The 17,334-nt window shown below is 67.7% G+C and carries 11 protein-coding genes and 1 riboswitch; of the genes, 3 read left to right on the forward strand and 8 right to left on the reverse strand.

Translation table 11 applies throughout. From position 1 onward, the window contains the following. Window positions 1-16: 16 nt before the first annotated feature. The gene (bioD, locus tag ACFOLC_RS04965) at window positions 17-715 is read right to left on the reverse strand and encodes a dethiobiotin synthase (protein WP_386758129.1); all 699 of its coding nucleotides are present in this window, start codon (window positions 713-715) and stop codon (window positions 17-19) included. Window positions 716-760: 45 nt separating this feature from the next. Between bioD and ACFOLC_RS04970 the strand changes: the two genes are divergently transcribed. From ACFOLC_RS04970 to btuB, 3 genes are all read left to right on the forward strand, one after another. Beyond that, window positions 761-1,249: a GAF domain-containing protein gene (locus ACFOLC_RS04970; RefSeq protein ID WP_386758130.1), complete on the forward strand. Its 489-nt coding sequence runs from the start codon at window positions 761-763 to the stop codon at window positions 1,247-1,249. Then, window positions 1,246-1,611, forward strand: coding sequence for a TfoX/Sxy family protein (locus tag ACFOLC_RS04975; protein ID WP_386758131.1), 366 nt, complete (start codon window positions 1,246-1,248; stop codon window positions 1,609-1,611). The genes ACFOLC_RS04970 and ACFOLC_RS04975 overlap by 4 nt, the downstream gene beginning before the upstream one ends. Before the next feature lie 33 nt (window positions 1,612-1,644). Next, window positions 1,645-1,901, forward strand: a riboswitch (cobalamin riboswitch). A gap of 120 nt (window positions 1,902-2,021) precedes the next feature. Further along, window positions 2,022-3,887, forward strand: a complete 1,866-nt coding sequence (gene btuB, locus ACFOLC_RS04980) for a TonB-dependent vitamin B12 receptor (protein WP_386758132.1) — start codon at window positions 2,022-2,024, stop codon at window positions 3,885-3,887. Between the two features lie 92 nt (window positions 3,888-3,979). On the opposite strand, the gene ACFOLC_RS04985 is transcribed toward btuB, so the two are convergent. The 7 genes from ACFOLC_RS04985 to ACFOLC_RS05015 all read right to left on the reverse strand — a co-directional run bounded on the left by ACFOLC_RS04985 (window position 3,980) and on the right by ACFOLC_RS05015 (window position 17,291). Beyond that, a complete protein-coding gene (locus tag ACFOLC_RS04985) occupies window positions 3,980-4,375 on the reverse strand; it encodes a YidH family protein (protein ID WP_386758133.1) in 396 nt (131 codons plus the stop codon). A gap of 110 nt (window positions 4,376-4,485) precedes the next feature. Further along, window positions 4,486-5,316 (reverse strand): SDR family oxidoreductase, encoded by an 831-nt coding sequence (locus ACFOLC_RS04990; RefSeq protein ID WP_386758134.1) that lies wholly within the window; start codon window positions 5,314-5,316, stop codon window positions 4,486-4,488. After that, complete coding sequence (locus ACFOLC_RS04995; RefSeq protein ID WP_386758135.1) at window positions 5,313-6,617, reverse strand: cytochrome P450; 1,305 nt, start codon at window positions 6,615-6,617, stop codon at window positions 5,313-5,315. The genes ACFOLC_RS04990 and ACFOLC_RS04995 overlap by 4 nt, the downstream gene beginning before the upstream one ends. Then, entirely contained in the window at window positions 6,614-6,844 is a 231-nt protein-coding gene (locus ACFOLC_RS05000) for an acyl carrier protein (RefSeq protein WP_386758136.1), read from the reverse strand. Before ACFOLC_RS05000 ends, ACFOLC_RS04995 begins: the two co-directional genes overlap by 4 nt. Further along, window positions 6,841-8,622 (reverse strand): fatty acyl-AMP ligase, encoded by a 1,782-nt coding sequence (locus tag ACFOLC_RS05005; RefSeq protein WP_386758137.1) that lies wholly within the window; start codon window positions 8,620-8,622, stop codon window positions 6,841-6,843. Before ACFOLC_RS05005 ends, ACFOLC_RS05000 begins: the two co-directional genes overlap by 4 nt. Continuing rightward, window positions 8,619-9,203: a GNAT family N-acetyltransferase gene (locus ACFOLC_RS05010; protein WP_386758138.1), complete on the reverse strand. Its 585-nt coding sequence runs from the start codon at window positions 9,201-9,203 to the stop codon at window positions 8,619-8,621. Before ACFOLC_RS05010 ends, ACFOLC_RS05005 begins: the two co-directional genes overlap by 4 nt. A gap of 138 nt (window positions 9,204-9,341) precedes the next feature. After that, entirely contained in the window at window positions 9,342-17,291 is a 7,950-nt protein-coding gene (locus ACFOLC_RS05015) for an autotransporter domain-containing protein (RefSeq protein ID WP_386758139.1), read from the reverse strand. Window positions 17,292-17,334: the final 43 nt, after the last annotated feature.

Below are 17,334 nucleotides of genomic sequence, written 5' to 3' on the forward strand. Positions count from 1 at the left end.
CTTTGTGTTTCTGCGGTCAGCGCCGCAGCGGCGTCAGGTCGAGCAATCCAGCCGGCGCGGCTGGCGTCGGTCCCGGCAGATACGGCAGGCGCCCCAGGCACGGCACCGGCAGGCGCGGCTGCAGCAACGCGAAGTACTCGTCGCGCTCGGCCAGGCCCGGGTCGACCTCGTTGCCGATCCAGCCGAGCAGGCGCACGCCGTCGGCCGCGATCGCGCGCGCGGTCAGGCGCGCATGGCTGATGCAGCCCAGTCGCAGCCCGACCACCAGCACCACCGGCAAGTCCAGCGCGCGCACCACATCGAGCTGGTCCAGTTGCGCCGACAGCGGTGCGGCCCAGCCGCCGACGCCCTCGACCACAACCGTGTCGGCCTGCGCCGCCAGCCGCCGGTAACCGGCTTCGATGCGGTCCAGTGCCAGCACCACGCCGGCGCGGTGCGCGGCGATCTCCGGCGCGGTCGCCTCCGGCAGCGCGTACGGGTTGACGTCGTCGTAGTCCGGCAGCGGATCGCTGGCGGCCTGCAGCGCGAGTGCGTCCTCGTTGCGCCAAGCACCGTCGACACGCCCGCAGCCGCTCGCCACCGGCTTCATCCCGACCGCACGCCCCCCGTGATCGCGCAGGGCGTGGACCAGGGCCACGCTGGCGATCGACTTGCCGACGCCGGTATCGGTTCCGGTGACGTAGACACCGGCTACAAGGGGGGCGTTCGCAGGCATCGGCGCATCGTAACAGCCGCCCGCAGCGCTGCTAGACTCGACCCGATGAGCTTCTCCGCCACCGCCCTCGCCGGCAGCAAGCCGGACCAGTACACGCAGTTGCTCGCGCAAGCGCGCGCGTTGCTGCACGGCGAACGCGACCGCGTCGCCAACGCCGCCAACCTGGCGGCGCTGGTCTATCACGCGTTGCCGGCACTGAACTGGGTCGGTTTCTATTTCTTCGACGGCCGCGAGCTGGTGGTCGGTCCGTTCCAGGGCCTGCCCGCGTGCGTGCGCATCGCGCTCGACAAGGGCGTGTGCGGCGCCGCGGCCTCGACCCGGCAGACCCAGCGCATCGCCGACGTGCACGCCTTCCCGGGGCATATCGCCTGCGACTCGGCTTCCAATTCCGAACTCGTCGTGCCGCTGGTCGCGGCCGACGGCGCATTGATCGGCGTGTTCGATCTCGACAGTCCGCAACTCGACCGCTTCGACGCCGACGATCAACACGGCCTCGAGGCGATCGCACTCGCCTTCGTGGAGTCGCTGGCATGAGCACTGACAAGCTGCGCAACATCGGCCCCAAATCCGCCGCCTGGCTGCGCCAGGTCGGCCTGCGCACGCACGAGGACCTGGCCGCGGTCGGCACGGTCGAGGCCTTCATGCGGGTCAAGCGCGCCGGCTTCAAGCCGACCTTGAACCTGCTCTACGCGATCGAAGGCGCGCTGCTCGACTGCCACTGGCAGGAGATCCCGGACGAGCGCCGCAGCGAGCTGATCCTCGCCGCCGACGCCGCCACCGCCCTGCTGCCGGCGCCGCGCAACCGCCCCGCCGCCGGACCGGTGCGGACCACCGTGCTGACCGAGGACACCGTGGCGATGCCGCCGCTGTTCGACGAGCCCGAGCGCGGCGACTGACACGCGCTTTTGGCCGCCGCCAGCGGATCGCGTAGACTGCGCGCGCTTCGAGGTGACCCGGCGGCGTCCTGCCGACGGGTTGAAACGGGAAGCCGGTGACGCCACGCCCAGCGTGGCCAGCCCGGCACTGCCCCCGCAACGGTAAGCGAGTCGAATCGCGGCACACGCCACTGTCTGGCAGCTCCTCCGGGAGCGGCCGGCCCTGAAACCAGGGCCGCACGGGAAGGCGCTGCGATCGGAGGTTGCCTCCACTCGCGAGTCCGGAGACCGGCCTCGGTGCACGACTGATTGCGATGCGGAGGGCGTCGCGGCGGCGACGTCGGCGTCCCGTGCGCCTGCAACGCAGCCCCGAGTTCTCCACGCGATTCCCCCTCGCCCGCGCGGCCCTGCCGTGCGCCGGAGAACCCCAGATGTCCCTGCGAATCCTGTCCCTCACCGCCGCCTGCGCGCTGGCCCTGCCCGCCGTCGCCCGGGCGCAGGACGCCACCGACCTCGACCAGGTCTTCGTCACCGCCAACCGCACCGCGATCAGCGCCAATGACGCGCTGACCCCGGTCGAGGTGATCGACCGCGAGCAGATCCAGCGCAGCCAGGCGCGTTCGCTGCCCGACCTGCTGCGCGGCCGCGCCGGCATCACCGCGTCCAACCAGGGCGGCCAGGGCAAGCTGACCACGCTGTTCCTGCGCGGCAGCGAGTCCGACCACGTGCTGGTGCTGGTCGACGGCATCCGCATCGGCTCGGCCACTTCCGGCCTGGCATCGTTCCAGGACCTGCCGGTGGAGATGATCGATCGCGTCGAGATCGTCCGTGGCCCGCGCTCGAGCCTGTACGGCGCCGACGCCATCGGCGGCGTGATCCAGGTGTTCACCCGCCGCGACCGGGGCGCGTTCGTGCCGCGCGTGCGCGTCGGCGGCGGCAGCAACGGCCTCACCGAATACGGCGTCGGCTTCGGCGGCAGCGGCGGCCGTGGCTGGTTCGGTGCCGACTACCAGTACCGCCACACCCAGGGCATCAACGCCTGCAACGGCTCCAGCACGCTGTTTGCCGGCTGCTTCACCGAGGAGCCCGACCGCGACGGCTACACCGCCAACGCGCTGTCGCTGCGTGGCGGTCTTGATTTCAACGAGCAGTGGAGCCTGCAGGGCCACACCCTGCGCAACGAAGGGGACAACGAGTTCGACGGCAGCTTCTACAACCGCTCCGAGACCGTGCAGCAGGTGATCGGCGGCACCCTGCGCTGGCGCCCGTCCGACCGCATCGACCTGCACCTGACCGCCGGCCGAAACGTCGACGCCTCGGACAACTTCGCCGACGAGTTGTACATCGACACCTTCAGCACCGACCGCGACAGCGCCACCTTGCAGGGCGACTTCGGCATCGGCCGCGATCAGCTGCTGAGCCTGGGTCTGGACTGGCTGCACGACCAGGTCGAAAGCACCACGCAGTACGACCGCACGCAGCGCGGCAACCAGGCCGCCTTCGTCCAGTACCAGGGCCGTTTTGAAGCAGGAACGCTTGGCGAGCAGTCGCTGGAAGCCAGCGTGCGCCGCGACGACAACGACCAGTTCGGCGGCCACACCACCGGCAGTGCCGCGTGGGGCCTCGGCTTCGCGCAGAACTGGCGCGTCACCGCCGGCTACGGCACGGCCTTCCGCGCGCCGACCTTCAACGAGTTGTACTTCCCGCCGTTCGGCGGCTTCGCCAGCAGCAACCCCCACCTGCGCCCGGAAGACTCGAAGACCTGGGAACTGGGCCTGGCCTACCAGGCCACCACGTTCACCGCGCACCTGGATGCCTTCGACACCGATGTCGACGACATGATCGCCTACGACGCCTCGATGGGCGTGCCCAACAACATCGACCATGCGCGCATGCGCGGCGCCGAACTGGGCATCGACACGCAAGTGCTGGGCTGGACCGCGCGTGGCGCCATCAGCTACCTCGATGCCGAGAACCGCTCGGGCGTCTATGCCGGCAATGAACTGGCGCGCCGTGCCCGCAACAGCGCGCGCGTGGACCTGGATCGCGCCTTCGGTACATTCCGCGTCGGCGTGACCGCCACCGGCGAAGGCGCACGCTTTGATGACGTCGCCAACACCCGCCGCATGGGCGGCTACGGCACGCTCGACCTGCGCGCCGAGTACGCCTTCACGCCGTCATTGAGCTTGCAGGCACGCGTAGCCAACGTCTTCGACCGCGACTACGAGACCGCCTCGTTCTACAACCAACCCGGGCGCGAGTGGTTCCTGACGCTGCGCTACGCGCCAGCGCAGTAAGCGATACGGCACCTGCCCGCCGTCGTGGATCACGGCGGCGGGTATGTTGCCGTCAGGTGCCCGTTCGCGCCCTGACACCGAGTCGCCGCGGCTCACTGGCGAAACACCACGGCCAGCAGGCCCATCACGCCGAGCAAACCGATCAGCGTCGCCAACACCGTCGCCGGCGACCACGGCATCGGGCCGTAATGGGCGCGCAACCGGCCCATGTTGCGGCGGTGGTCCCAGGTCGCAACGACCAGCGCGATGATGCCGCTGCCGATCATCACCATCGCGAAATGACGCGGCCCGAACAGGCCGGTATGCACGACCTTCTGGTCCTGCTGCAGGTACTGGAAGAACTTGTAGATGGTGAAACCAAACGAGATCAGCGACACCGCCGTGCGCACCCACGCCATCATCGTGCGCTCGTAGGCCATGCGCGTGCGGTCCAGCGCCAGCGCGGTCGAGTCCGGCAGAGCGGCCGGATTCATCTTGTCATTGCTCATGTCTCAATCCTTCCTTTTCGACGCAAGGCGCCCTGCCTGAAACGCCCCCATTGCAAGCGATCCTAGGTCGCAAGGGACGATTGCTCAAGCGCAAATTGCTTGAACAACATTCATGCAATATCCGTAGCAGCCGCACTCTCGCGCTGGCCATCCAGCACCGCCATCCGGGCATGCAACGCGCGTTCGACATTGCGCCATGCGTCGCTGCCCAGCAGCAGCCGCAATGGCGGCGAGGTCGAATCGGCACAGGCGATGATCGCCTGCGCCATCCGCTGCGGATCGCCGAGCCGTGGCAGGCGCCCCATCGCATGCAGGCGCAGCAGGTTGCCGACGCTGGTGCGCTGGTAATCGTCGATCTGCGTCTGCGCGGGCACGGAGCTTCGATCGAAAGCGGTCGCAATACGCCCCGGCTCGACGATGATCATCTGGATGCCGAGCGGTGCAACTTCTTGCGCCACGCTCTCGCAATATCCCTCGATGCCCCACTTCGCCGCCTGGTAGCAGCTCAGTGCGGGCAGGCTCATCTGTCCGTTCTCGCTCGACACCTGCACGATCCGGCCATGCCCCTGCCTGCGCAGGTGCGGCAGTGCGGCGCGGATCAGGTGGATGGGACCCAGCAGATTGACCGACAGGTGCGCGGCGATCTGTTCATCGCTCGCTTCTTCGGCGGCGCCGACCAGCGCATAGCCGGCGTTGCTTGCGACGACATCCAGCCCGCCCAGGGCAGCGACGGCCTCATCGACCGTTGCACGGATGGCGGCATGGTCGGCCATGTCCAGCTGTCGCACGATGAGCCGGTCCGGATGCTGCCGCGCCAGATCGTCCAGCGCATCGAGCTGGCGCACCGTGGCCGCCACGTGATCGCCACGCGCCAGCAACTGCTGCGTGATGGCCCGCCCCAGTCCGCGGCCGGCACCGGTGACCAGCCAGCGCTGGCTCATGCCACGACGCTCCCGGAGCGCGTCGCAAGCGCATCCACCGGCCGGCTAATCGGAATCACCCGCACGGGTTGCCCACCTTCGCGGAGCATCTGCGCTTTCCAGTGGTAACGCGGCTCATCCTGCGTGGTCAATTCGAATCGTGCGTGCAACAGGAACACCGTCAGGAAGGCCATCAGCTCCACCAGCGCGAAATGCTTGCCGCCGCAGATGCGCGGCCCAAAGCTGAAGGCGGTGTTGACTCCCGTGGCCGCCCCCTTGCGCGCAGTGCCATCGGCGTGCAGCGACCACGGATCGGGCCGGAGGCGGGCGTCGTGCTGGATGCCGACGAACGAGATCAGCACGTTCTGATCGGCGGCGATGTCATGCGGGCCGATGCGGTCCGGGCCGATTGCCAGGCGCGCGATGATCGGCGTCGGCGGAAACAGCCGCAACGTCTCGGACAGGAAATCTGCGAGATCGTCGAAGGTCGCCAGCTCGCTCCAGCCCCAATCCTCGTTGCTGCTGGCGATGCGCTCGGCCTGCTGCCGCAACCGTTCCTGCACCTGCGGACGCCTGGCAAGCAGGTACAGCGCCCAGCCCGCCGTCGCCGCAGAGGTTTCGGCGCCAGCGGCGAAGAACGTCAACAGCTCGTGTTCGAGCACGACGTCGCTGGCCGGATCGGCATCCGCGACCAGCATGTCATGCAGCATCGGACCGGCCGGCACGCTGCCGTCGCGGAAGATGCGCAGGTCCTCCAGTACCCGGCGACGCAACGCCGGCAGGTGGCGCAACCCGTCCAGGTACAGGCGGCCGGTCTCGCCCGACGGCACGAAGGAATAGGCGGAGCCGTACTCCATCAGCTCGGCGATGCGTTGCAGGTCGATACCGGTCTGGGCATAGGGAATACCGAAGAAGTTCTCGACCAGCACCGACACGGTCATCGTCCGCAGCACGCCGTCGTCGAGGGCCGTGGCGCCGCCTGCGCTGTCGCGCATCAGACGATCAACGGCCTGCGTTGCGTAGCGGCGCGCCAATGTGCAGGTTTGCTCGCGGTCGAAACGGGTGAAGTAGCCGTGCGTGAGTGCCTGGCGGATGCGCCAGGCCTCGCCGTCCTCGGAGAAGCGCGAAGCGCCTAGCGCCTGGCGGAACCAGGCCATGTTCTTGCGGTAGTTGTCGCTGCGCGCACGCAGCACGTGGTCGGCGTCCTCGTGCCGCTGCAGCAGCAGCACCGGCACGCCATTGAGTTCGATCTCGACGTTCTCGCCGTTGCGCTCGCGCGCCAGCCGATAGAGATGATTGCAGATATCCGCCGAGCGGATCACCGATATCGTTCCAACAACGTCGCCACGTCGCGCACGGTCTTGAGTTCCAGCAGTTCCATCACGTCGATCGTGCGGCCGGCGCGTTCTTCCAGTTCCATCACCACCGAGGCGAAGCTCAGGCTGTCCATTTCCTTGATCGACTGGATAGTGGCCTCGTCGTCGATCTTTTCGACCGGGATGAACAGGCAGCCGGAGAGCAGCTCCTTGGCTTCCAGCAATACGCTCATGCGGGTATCTCCGTGTTGTCCTTGCGTGCCGGCGGCGTGTCGATGCCCAGCACTCCGGCCAGATATTGGCCCCTGGCGCGCGCGCGCGCCAGCTTGCCCGAGGACGTGTAGGGCAGGCTGCGCGGCGGCACGAACACGATGCTGGCGGCCACGCCCAGTGCCTGGCTGATCGCCGCTGCCAGACGCTGCTGCAGATCAGATGCGGACTGACTGTCGGTGGCGCGCCGCTGCACCAGCACGACCAGCGTTTCTTCGCCGTCGCGTTCGATACCTATCGCCGCGCAATCGCCCGCGGACAGCGGCGCCACGCGTTCGACCAGTGATTCCACGTCCTGCGGCCACAGATTGCGCCCGCGCACCAGGATCAGGTCCTTGGCGCGGCCGGTGACGAACAGTTCGCCATCGACGAAGTAGCCCAGGTCGCCGGTATCGAGGAAACCGTCGTCGCGCAGCACGCGTTCACCGGCGTTGGCGCACTGATATCCGCGCATCAACGCCGGGCCGCGGACCCACACGCGGCCGATGCGACGTTGCGGCAGCGCCTGGCCGCGGTCGTTCTCCACGCGGACCTCCGTGCCCGGCAACGGTCGGCCACAGCCGACGAAATCGCGCATGCCGCTCGCGCCTTCATCCGGTTCATGCCGTGCGACCACCGTTCCATCCGCCTGCATCGCGCAGATCACCCGGTCGATGCGCGGGTCGCTGTCGGCGTCGCTCATGGTCACCGCCAGCGTCGCCTCGGCCAGACCGTAACTGGGCTGGAAAGCACTCAGGCGGAAGCCGCTGCTGGCCAGTGCCTGCGCGCATTCGACCAGCACCTGCGCCTGAACCATGTCGCCGCCAACACCGGCAATGCGCAGCGCCGACAGGTCAAGCGCGTCCTCGGCCCGATAGCGCTGCGCCGCCAACCGCCAGGCAAAACCCGGTGCATACACAATCGTCGTGGCTTGCGCCGACATCAGTCGCAGCCACACCAGCGGCCGCGCGGCGAACGTGGTCGGCGCCAGGTAGTCGACGCTGCGCTGGCCGCACAGCGCCACCACCGAGAATCCGACCAGCCCCATGTCGTGATACAGCGGCAGCCACGAGCACGCGCGGTCGTGCGCGTGCATGCGCAGGCCGTGACGGGCAATCGCGTCGGCATTGGCCATCAGCGCGCGCTGGCTGACCAGCACGCCCTTGGGTTGCGCGGTCGAGCCGGAGGAGAACTGCACGTAGGCCAGCGCCTCATCATCCGGCGACGCCGCCGCGTCGCGATCCTCATCCGCGATGGCGGCGACCGGCTCGGTCGATGTCTCTGTCGTGTCGACGATCGCATCAAAGGCCAGCACCGCCTGTGACGCTCCGGCAGCCTCGTCGACGACAGCCAGAACGCCCGACGGTGCCAATACCGCACGCGCATCCGTGGCGACCAGCAACAGCCGCAGTTGTGACTGGTAAGCCTCGTGCGCACCCGGAAAGGCCTTGTACGGCAACGGGCATGGCACCAGCCCTGCGTACTGGCAGCCGTAGAACAGCACCAGGAACTCCGGGCTGGTATCGGCGACAAGCGCGACGCGGTCGCCGGGACGAAGGCCCGCATTCCGCAGCCGGGTAGCGGCGGCGAGCGCCAGCGCGCGCAATCGCCGATACGTCATGGTCGCGACCAACGCGCCGCGTGCATCGAAGAAGTTCACGCCGGTGTCACCCTGCGCGGCGTAATCCAGCGCCTCGCGCAGACTGGCAAACCCGCCCAACCGCAACGGCAGGCGGCTGTTCGCGGTCGGCGTCGGGGTCATGGCGCGGTTCCGTCTTCTCGTTTGCCATCCTTGAACGAAGCGAACACCAGCACGTCCACGCGCTCGCCCGCCGGGGTCAGGCATTCCTTGCGGAGCCTTGCCTCGCAGACGAAGCGCGTATTGCCGACGAAGTTGAACAGCATGCCGTGGTTCTTAGCGAGGATGCGCGCGGTGATCTTGTCGATGTTGCGAAAGGTGAAGAAGTGATCGAGCAGTGCGTCGATGGTCCGCCAGAACACGCGTTGGCCGGCATATTCGGGCTCACCGATGCTGGCGGTGATGTTGCCCACCTTGTGCGCCAGACTGACGTCCAACGTATAGAAACCCAGCAGCAAACCGTTCGCGCGGTCGAAGATGCCGATGAAGTGGTGGTGCACTCCGTCGAAGCCGGCAATGAACTGCGCCAGCCGTTCCGCGGTGAATCCAAGCTCCGGCAGGTTGAGGCCCTCGCGCATGCGCGCGTCGTTGATCCATTCGACGAAACGCGGCGTCACGTCGGCGGGCACCAGCGTGCGCAGGAGAAAACCGTTGGTTTCGATCGTCACCAGCGCTGGCGGCGCGCGCGCGGGTTGCGCCGGCACGGCGGGCGCCGTCCTCGCCACTGGCGCCATTCCCCGGAACGTCCATCGCACCTCAGCCATCAGCTCTGCGCTCCGCCCATTCGTCTACCCACTACAGATCAAAGTGCATGGCCCGAACCGGCCATGCGGCCCTATGCCTCAGAAGCGCCACTCCAGATAGGCCTTGATACCGTGGTCTTCGTTGTCGTCGCCCATCTGCCCGGAGTACAGCACACCGGCGTTCATCGTTGGGCGCAGTTGCACGTCCAATCCTATGTCGAGGGCGAGTGCGTCGCGCTCGATCGGGACGCCGACAACCTGGAATGCCGTGCTCGACGCGAAACGCAGGTTCGCGGTCGGCGTGAGGTCACCGAAGGCATGCCGCCAGCCCACCATGGTGCGCAACTGCACCGCCCGCTCAGCGGAAAAGTCCAGCCGGCTGGCCATGCGCAGGCCCAGCGTGGTGAAGGTGATGTCGCTGCGGTCGCTGTCCGCGGTCAAGGCCGCCGCGCCGCCCGACTCGGCGAAGCCGTCGCTGTCCAGCTGCACATAGGCCACGTTGAGGAACGGCTGCAGGTCGAGCGCGCCGGCCATCGACAGGTGATAGCCGACCTCGCCGAACACCTGCGTCGTCGACGCATCGAAGTCCGCCTTGAGACGATCCGTGTAGCCGGCGAAGCCGACGCTGCGGTCCACCGACACGTCGTGCCAGGTGTAGGCCGCGCCGGCCTGCAGCGACACCCGGCCCCAGCTCGTGCCGGCGTAACCGCCGAGGTGGAAGTCGTCGCTGGTACCAGATGAATCCCAGCGGTCCACGTCGAAACTGGAATGGCTGTAGCCGCCGACCAGCCCCAGCCGCCAGCGCTCGCCGACATCGCCATCGATGCCGAGGAACACGCCACCGATGTCGCGGTCCAACCGCGCCGCGTCGGCGTCGCCACCGAAACGGCCCCAGGACCCGAAGGCATGCCCCCACAGGCCGCGGCCGTCGTCGCTGGCGTTGCTGCGGTCGACCGCGACGCCGTCGCTCGCGCCGCGCAGGCGATTGCCCACGGCCTCGCGCAGGAAGCGGCTGTCTTCGACGAACGCGGTGCGTGCGGAGGCGTAAACCTCGCCGGTGACCTGGCCCAGCGCGTTGCAGGCGCTGGCGTCGTCGGGACTGGCGAGGATGGCCCCCAGCAGTGGATCGCCGACCGCCAACGACTGCACCCCGGCCGCGGCGGCATTGGCATTGCGCGCGCAGTCCACGTCGGTGAGTGCACGCGTCTGCGCCACCTGCAGGTAGACGTTGTTGGCATCGTAGACATCGAGCAGCGAGACGAAGGCGGACAGCGCCGTGTCGCCCTGCAGGCGGTAGGTGCCGGTGACACCTCCGGTGGCGGTCAGCACCGTGTAGCGCGTGCCCAGCGCGTAGGCGGTTTCACTGGTGCGCTGTGCGTACAGGATCGCGTTGGCGGAAATCTCCGCCGCACCCATGATGCTCAGCAGGTCCGACTGCGCCGACGTCGGATCCAGCTCGGCCAGATAGACCGCGTTCGACCACTGCTCGTAGTTTCCGTTCACCGTCAGCGTGCCGATGGAGTCGCCCGGCGTCAGCAATGAACCGCCCAACATCCGGGTGCTGCCCACGGTTCCGGTGCCGCTCAGCCGACTGTCGTTGGTCGCGATCACGCGCGATGCCGCCAGCGAACCATCGACGTCGAGCCTGCCGGCCATCACCGCGGTGATCCCGGAGAACGCACTGTTGCCGGTCAGGTGCAATGCGCCCGCACCATTCTTGAGCAACACTCCGGTGCCATCGACCACACCGGACAGCGTCAGCTCAGTGCCCAAGTCGGTGGTGATGCGCCCCCAGTCGCGCACCGTGACCGCACGGCCGGTTTCGAAGACTTCGGTGGTGTGCAGCGTGCCGCCCGACAGGGTGATGCCCCCGGCCGATGCGCCGAGATTTACGTCACGCGAAACCTGCAGCGTGCCCTCGTTGACCTGGGTGCCGCCGGTATGGGTGTTGGCACCGTTGAGCACCAGCGTGCCCAGGTCATCCTTGACCAGCGTCGCGTCGCCGGTGATTTCGGAATCGACGGTGGCGATGTACTGGCGGCCGTCGACCGTGCCGTCGCCGACCCGGATCAGGCTGAGCGGTTCCACCAGGTGCAGGCGATCGCCCTGCAGTCGATAACCGCTGGTGGCGAACTGCATGCCTGCGGCGCGTACATCGCCCAGGCTGGCGTCTACTGTCACCGCGCCCGCCGCACCGGCAAAGATGGCGAACGCATCGTCGGAGTAGACTCCGTTCTGCGCACCGCCCTGCTCGGTCCAGTTGTCGTTGCCGGACGAGTTCTGCCACAGGCCGTTGCCGCCGTCGACGGCACGGTTGTTCTTGGGACCGGCGTCGCCATCCCAGAAGGTGTACTGCCCGTCCGGCACGCCGAAGATCAGATTGACCTGCCCGGCGACCGAGGTCTGCACCGACAGCCCTGGCACCGGCACCGTGCCCAGGTCCAGGTCCAGGCCGCGATCGTCGAGTGATCCGGTGTAATCGATCACGCGGTACAGGCCGATATTGAACAGACCTCCCGGACTCTGGGTGACGTTCAACACGCCGTCCAGGGTGAGGTCACCGTTGACTATCAACAGGTCGTTGAACGCGCCGCCGACCACGTTGGCCTGGCCGAATTGGTAGTCCAGCAATGCCCCGCTCGCCAGATCCAGGCTACCGCCGATGCTCAACGTACCGGGACGACTACCGGTCGCGCCCGGGCTGAGATGGCCTCCCGCCGCGACACCCACATCGCCGCCCAAGGCGCCATTGCCGCCCAGCAAAGCACCGCTGGCGACCTGCGCATGACTGCTGGCATTGCCAAGCGTGCCGTTGACCCACAGCGCGCCACCGTCGACGCGCGCGGCGCCCGTGTAATTGCTGCTGGCGCCGGTGAGTACCTGCAGGCCATCGGCGAGGATGAAACCGCCGCTGCCGGTGAACACGCCGGCGTAGGTGTCCGATGCCGCCGTCAGCGTCAGGTCCTGGCCGCCCAGCGCCACCACGCCGCGGCCGGTGAGCCGCTGGATCGAGGCACCTGCGGTGGTGTCGGCAATGTCGAAGGTGCCGTCGGCGACCACCCGGCTGGACGTGGCGATGCTCGCGCCACCGGTCAACGCCAGCGTGCCGGCGAGCACCTGCGTCTCACCGAGATAGCCGTTGACGGACGTCAAGGTGAGCGTGCCGTCGCCGAGCTTGGAGAGCCCGCCAGCGCCGGTGGCGATGCCATCGAGCGTCAGCGTCGTGTTGGCGTCGGTGCGGAAGCGCCCGGTTTCGGTGAAGGTAAGACCACGCGCGGAGGTCATCGTCGCCGTGCTCCACAACTCGCCGCCCGTGAACACCAGACCGCCCGCCGCCACGCCGAGATTGGCGTCACGCGACACCTGCAGCGCGCCTTCGTCCAGCGTCGTGCCGCCGCTGTAGTTGTTGTCGCCAGCGAGCACCAGCGTGCCCAGGTCGGCCTTGACCAGCGTCGCGGTTCCAGTGAGCTGCGAGGCGATGTTAGTCGTGTAGGCCGCGCCCGCGGTCGAGCCGTCACCGACGCGGATCACCGCCTGCGGCCCCAGCAGCGTGATCGGATCACCCTGGACGCTGTAACCGTCGACGGCGAACTGCATGCCCGACACGTTGATCGCACCAAGGCTGTCGTCGACCGTGATGCTGCCCGCGCTGCCGGTGAACACCGCGAACGCGGCATCCACGAAGGTGCCGTTGACGCTGCCGTTGCTGCCGGTCCAGCTTTCGTTGCCGGTGACCGCCTGCCAGACGCCGTCGCCGCCGTTGACCACGCTGTTGTCTTTCGGCCCGGCCGCGCCGTCCCAGAAATCGAAGCTCAGGCCGGCGTCGTAGAACAGGTTGACCTGGCCCGCCACCGAGGTCTGCACCTGCAGGCCATACGCCGGCTTGTCGCCGATCAACAGCCCCTGGTCGGTCAGCGTGCCGGTGTAGTTGATCACCCGGTACAGCCCGGGCAGGAAGCTGCCGCCGGGAGTGACTTCGATGTCGAGGGTGCCGTCCAGAACCAGGTTGCCGCCGACATTGATCAGGTCGTTGAGCGTGCCGCCAGCGACGGCCACCTCGCCGAACTGGTAATCGAGGAAGGCGCCGCCGGCCAAGGTCAGGTCGCCGCCGATGTTCAACGTGCCGGGGACACCCAATGCCGGTCCCGGTGCCAGCGTGCCGCCGTCGGCGACGGCCACGTCGCCACCGATCGTGCCACGGCCACCAAGGCGGGCGCCGTTGTCGACGCTGGAGGCGGCGCTGCTGGTGTTGCCAAGCGTGCCGTTGACCCACAACGTGCCGCCCTCCACACGCGCGCCACCGGTGTAGGAATTGCTGTTGCCGGTGAGGATCTGCGTACCGGCCTCAAGGACGAACATGCCGCTTCCCAGCAATTCACCGCCGAAGGTGTACTTGGCGGCAGTCAGGGTCAGATCGCGCGCGCCAAGATTGGCGATGCCGTCGCCATACAGGACCCGGATGGACGCACCGTTGCTGGTGCCTGAGATATCGAACGTGGCGTCGAGGCGCACGCCACTGGATTCGGCAATGCTCCCATTGCCGACCAGCGCCAGCGTGCCCTCGCTCACCCAGGTTTCGCCGGTGTAGGAGTTGGTAGCGGACAGTTGCATGATTCCGTCGCCAAACTTGTCCAGCCCGCCGACGCCACTGATGGCCCCGTTCCAGTTGAGCGTGGTGCCCGCATCGGTGAGGAACCGGCCGGCTTCGAGCAGTTCCGCCGTACGACTGGACGCGAACGATGCGGTCGTCCACAGCATCCCCCCGACGAACGTCAGACCACCAGCAGCATCGCCAAGGCTGGCATCGCTGGATACCTGCAACCGACCGTCGCGCAGTTCGGTACCACCGGTGTAAGTGTTTGCGGCGGTCAGCACCAGCGTGCCCATGTCGCCCTTGATTAGCTGCGTGGTGCCGGTGAGGACGGAGTCGATGGTGGAGGTCATGTTGGCCCCCTCCGCACTGCCATCGCCGACACGGATCAGCGCCTCCGTGCCGACCAGCGTGATCGCATCGCCCAGCACCCGATAACCGTCGGTGGTGAACTGCATGCCCGAGGCACTGACAGCACCCAGGCTGTCATCGACAGTGACCGTACCGGCGCTGCCAGCGAACACCGAGAACGAACCGTCCGCATGTGGTGCATTCAGCGCGCCGTCGGCTTCGGTCCAGTTGTCGTTGCCGGTCGAGTTCTGCCAGGTGCCATCACCACCGTCGATAACCAGGTTGTTGTTTTCGAGGGGGTCAGCGCCATCCCAGAACCTGAAGACTTCGCCGTTCATCGCCGCCACCAGGTTGACCTGGCCGCCGATGGAGGTCTGCACGTAATACGCACCGGCGGGAGGCATCGTGCCCAGGTCCAGGCCGTTGTTGGTCAGGGCACCGGCGTAGCTGATGACGCGGTATATCCCGCTGTCGAAACTGCCGCCCGGCGACACCGCGACATTCAAGGTGCCATCGAGCGCCAGGTCACCGGTCGTGACCAGCAGGTCGTTGAGCGGCCCGCCGACGACGCTGGCTGATCCGAAGTCGTAATTCAGCACCGCGCCGCTGGCCAGATTCACCGCGCCGTCGACCGTCAGCATGCCGGGTGTCGCAGCCATCGCGCCAGGTGTCAGCACGCCACCCGCGGCGACGTTCAGCCCGCCGACCACGGTGCCGTCGCCGCCGAGTTGCCCGCCTGCGGCCACCGTCGTCACCGGGCTGGCGGCACTGCCGACGATACCGTTGATCCACAGCGCGCCGCCGGTGACCGACACCGCACCGGTGTACGCGGTGCTGTCGCCGCTGAGCGTCTGGTTGCCGCCCTGCATGGTGAACGCACCGCTGCCGGTGAGCTGGCCGGCGAAGGTGTCGTTGCCGGTGGTGATGTTGAGGTTCTGCGCACCCAGCGCGGTCGTGCCACTGCCGGCCAGGCTGCGGATGGAAGCGCCAGCCGTGGTCGCGGTGATGTCGAACACGCCATCGGCCACGACCCGGCTCGACGCGGCCAGACCGGCCGTGCCGGTCAGGGCCAGCACGCCCGCGCTGACCCGGGTTTCGCCGAGCAAGGCGTTGGTCGCGGTAAGCGTCAGCGTGCCGGTGCCGGTCTTCCCGTAGACGCCCTGGCCCGAGATGCCGCCGGCCTGCGTGGCCGACTCGCCGGCATCCACCGTGGTCGACAGCACCGCAGCGGCGGCGATGTCGATGCTGTTGGCGATGCTGACCGTGTCGTCATAGATCAAACCGGCGCTGGCCAGCGCCTGCACCGCGCTGCTGCCGAGCGCGGCGTTGTAACCCAGCCCCAGCACGCCGCCGTGCAGTTCGGTCACGCCACTGAAACCGCTGTTGTCGATCGCCGCACCGGCGGGAGGCGTAGGCGCCGGCCGCAACCAGGTCGTGCCGGCGTAGCTGGCAAGCGTGCCCAGGCCGACCAGCGGCGTGGTGAACGTGTAATCCGTCGCGGTGTGGTTGAACACCACCGCCCCGTCGCCCGACCCGAACTGCACCTGCGCCGCACGCAACTCGCCAGTCGCCGCCGCGGTCTCGCCTGCGGCCGCACCGATGTTGAGCGTTCCTTCGCTGCCGGCCTGCTCGGCCAGGAACAGCGTACCCAGGCCATCGTCGAACTGGACCAAGTCGTAGTAGTAGGAGGAGTCGCTCCCGTCGTATTCGCTAATGTTGCCGACATACGCCGTGCCCAACGTCACCACGCCACCGTCGGCGATGGTCAGGCTGCCGCTGCCGGATACCCCCACATACAGGTGGCCGATCTGCGTGCCGTCAGTGATTGGCTGGAGATGGAGGCTGGAGTCGTCCGGGTCGATTCCATCGTTGTCGATGTACGAGGAATTACTGGTCGATGTCGCCGCGCCGACGTACCAGATCGAGCCGGCCCCGGAGACCAGCGACGAGCCCGTACCGCCGTCGATGCCCAGCTCGACCGGCGGCGGATCCTTGCGGATGTTTTGCTGGCTGCTCTCGTCCCATGTATCGAGCGCAGATGTGTTGACGTAGTTGAGCGCCTTGCCGCCCGCCAGCACGTTGACCGCACCCACGCTGCCCGCGCCGGTACCGATGTCCAGTCCTGTCGTGAAATTCGCATTGCTGGCGTAGTCCTGCGCATTGACACCCGAGACGGCGAGGGTGCCAGTCCCGCCATTGCCGCCAATGACATGGTTCGGCGGCAGGCTGCCGCTGCTGGTGCTGGTGCTGTCCGCCAGCTTTCCGCCCGATAGCACGTTGAGCGTACCCACCGAACCGGTGCCCACGCCGATGCCCAGCGCAGGCTCGGGCACGATGGACGGATCGGAAGCATAGAAATACTCGCCAGCCATCCAACCGGCATCCTGGACTGTGAACACGCCGACTCCCCCATCGGCGCCAATCCGGTGCCACTGGTAACCGCTCGACTGGATCGAGCCCGAGTTGTACTGGTTGGAAGAGGCTTGCGCATACACGGTCTTGCCGGCACCCAGCAGGTTCACCTCGCCGTGGCTGTCTGCGCCCGAGCCGATGAGGAAGCCAAGCGGTGCGCCCTGCGAATCGTTCCTGATCCGCAGGGACGTTCCGGGCATCGTGCCGCTGTTCATGTTGAAATCGACGATGCCGCCGCCACCGTCGATGCCCACGGTGAATGCCGGACCAGTACTCACCGTCAGCTGAGCCCAGGACTGGTCCGGGGCAGTATTGATGACCAGGTGCCCGGACGCACCGCTGCCGACTGTCAGCGAACTCGTGTTCCACTCGTTCGTCGAGGTCCAAAGGCTGCCCGTCGCAGGCGTGCCTCCGATCGTCCAGACCGGATCCCACGGGTTGCCACCATTGATGACCACGTCACCGAAGCTGGCATCACCCCACTGGTTGACCGGGATGCCATTGCTCCAGTTGCCCGGGTCGGTGACATCGCTGCTGACATCACCCTGCCAGTCATCCTGCTGTTGCGCCTGGGCCGGCGCGACCAGGAACGCAGGCGACAGCAGCACCGTGGCGATGCCGATCGCCAAGGCCAGGCGCGGTGGGAGCCGGGAAGCAGTGGCGGGCTTGCGGCAACGCGAACGGGCAACATCCATTGCACACCACTCCTGTCGGCAGAAGCTCCCGCGGAACATGCTC

Origin of the sequence: Lysobacter cavernae (assembly GCF_042648505.1) — a bacterium.
Lineage (GTDB): Bacteria > Pseudomonadota > Gammaproteobacteria > Xanthomonadales > Xanthomonadaceae > Lysobacter_L > Lysobacter_L cavernae.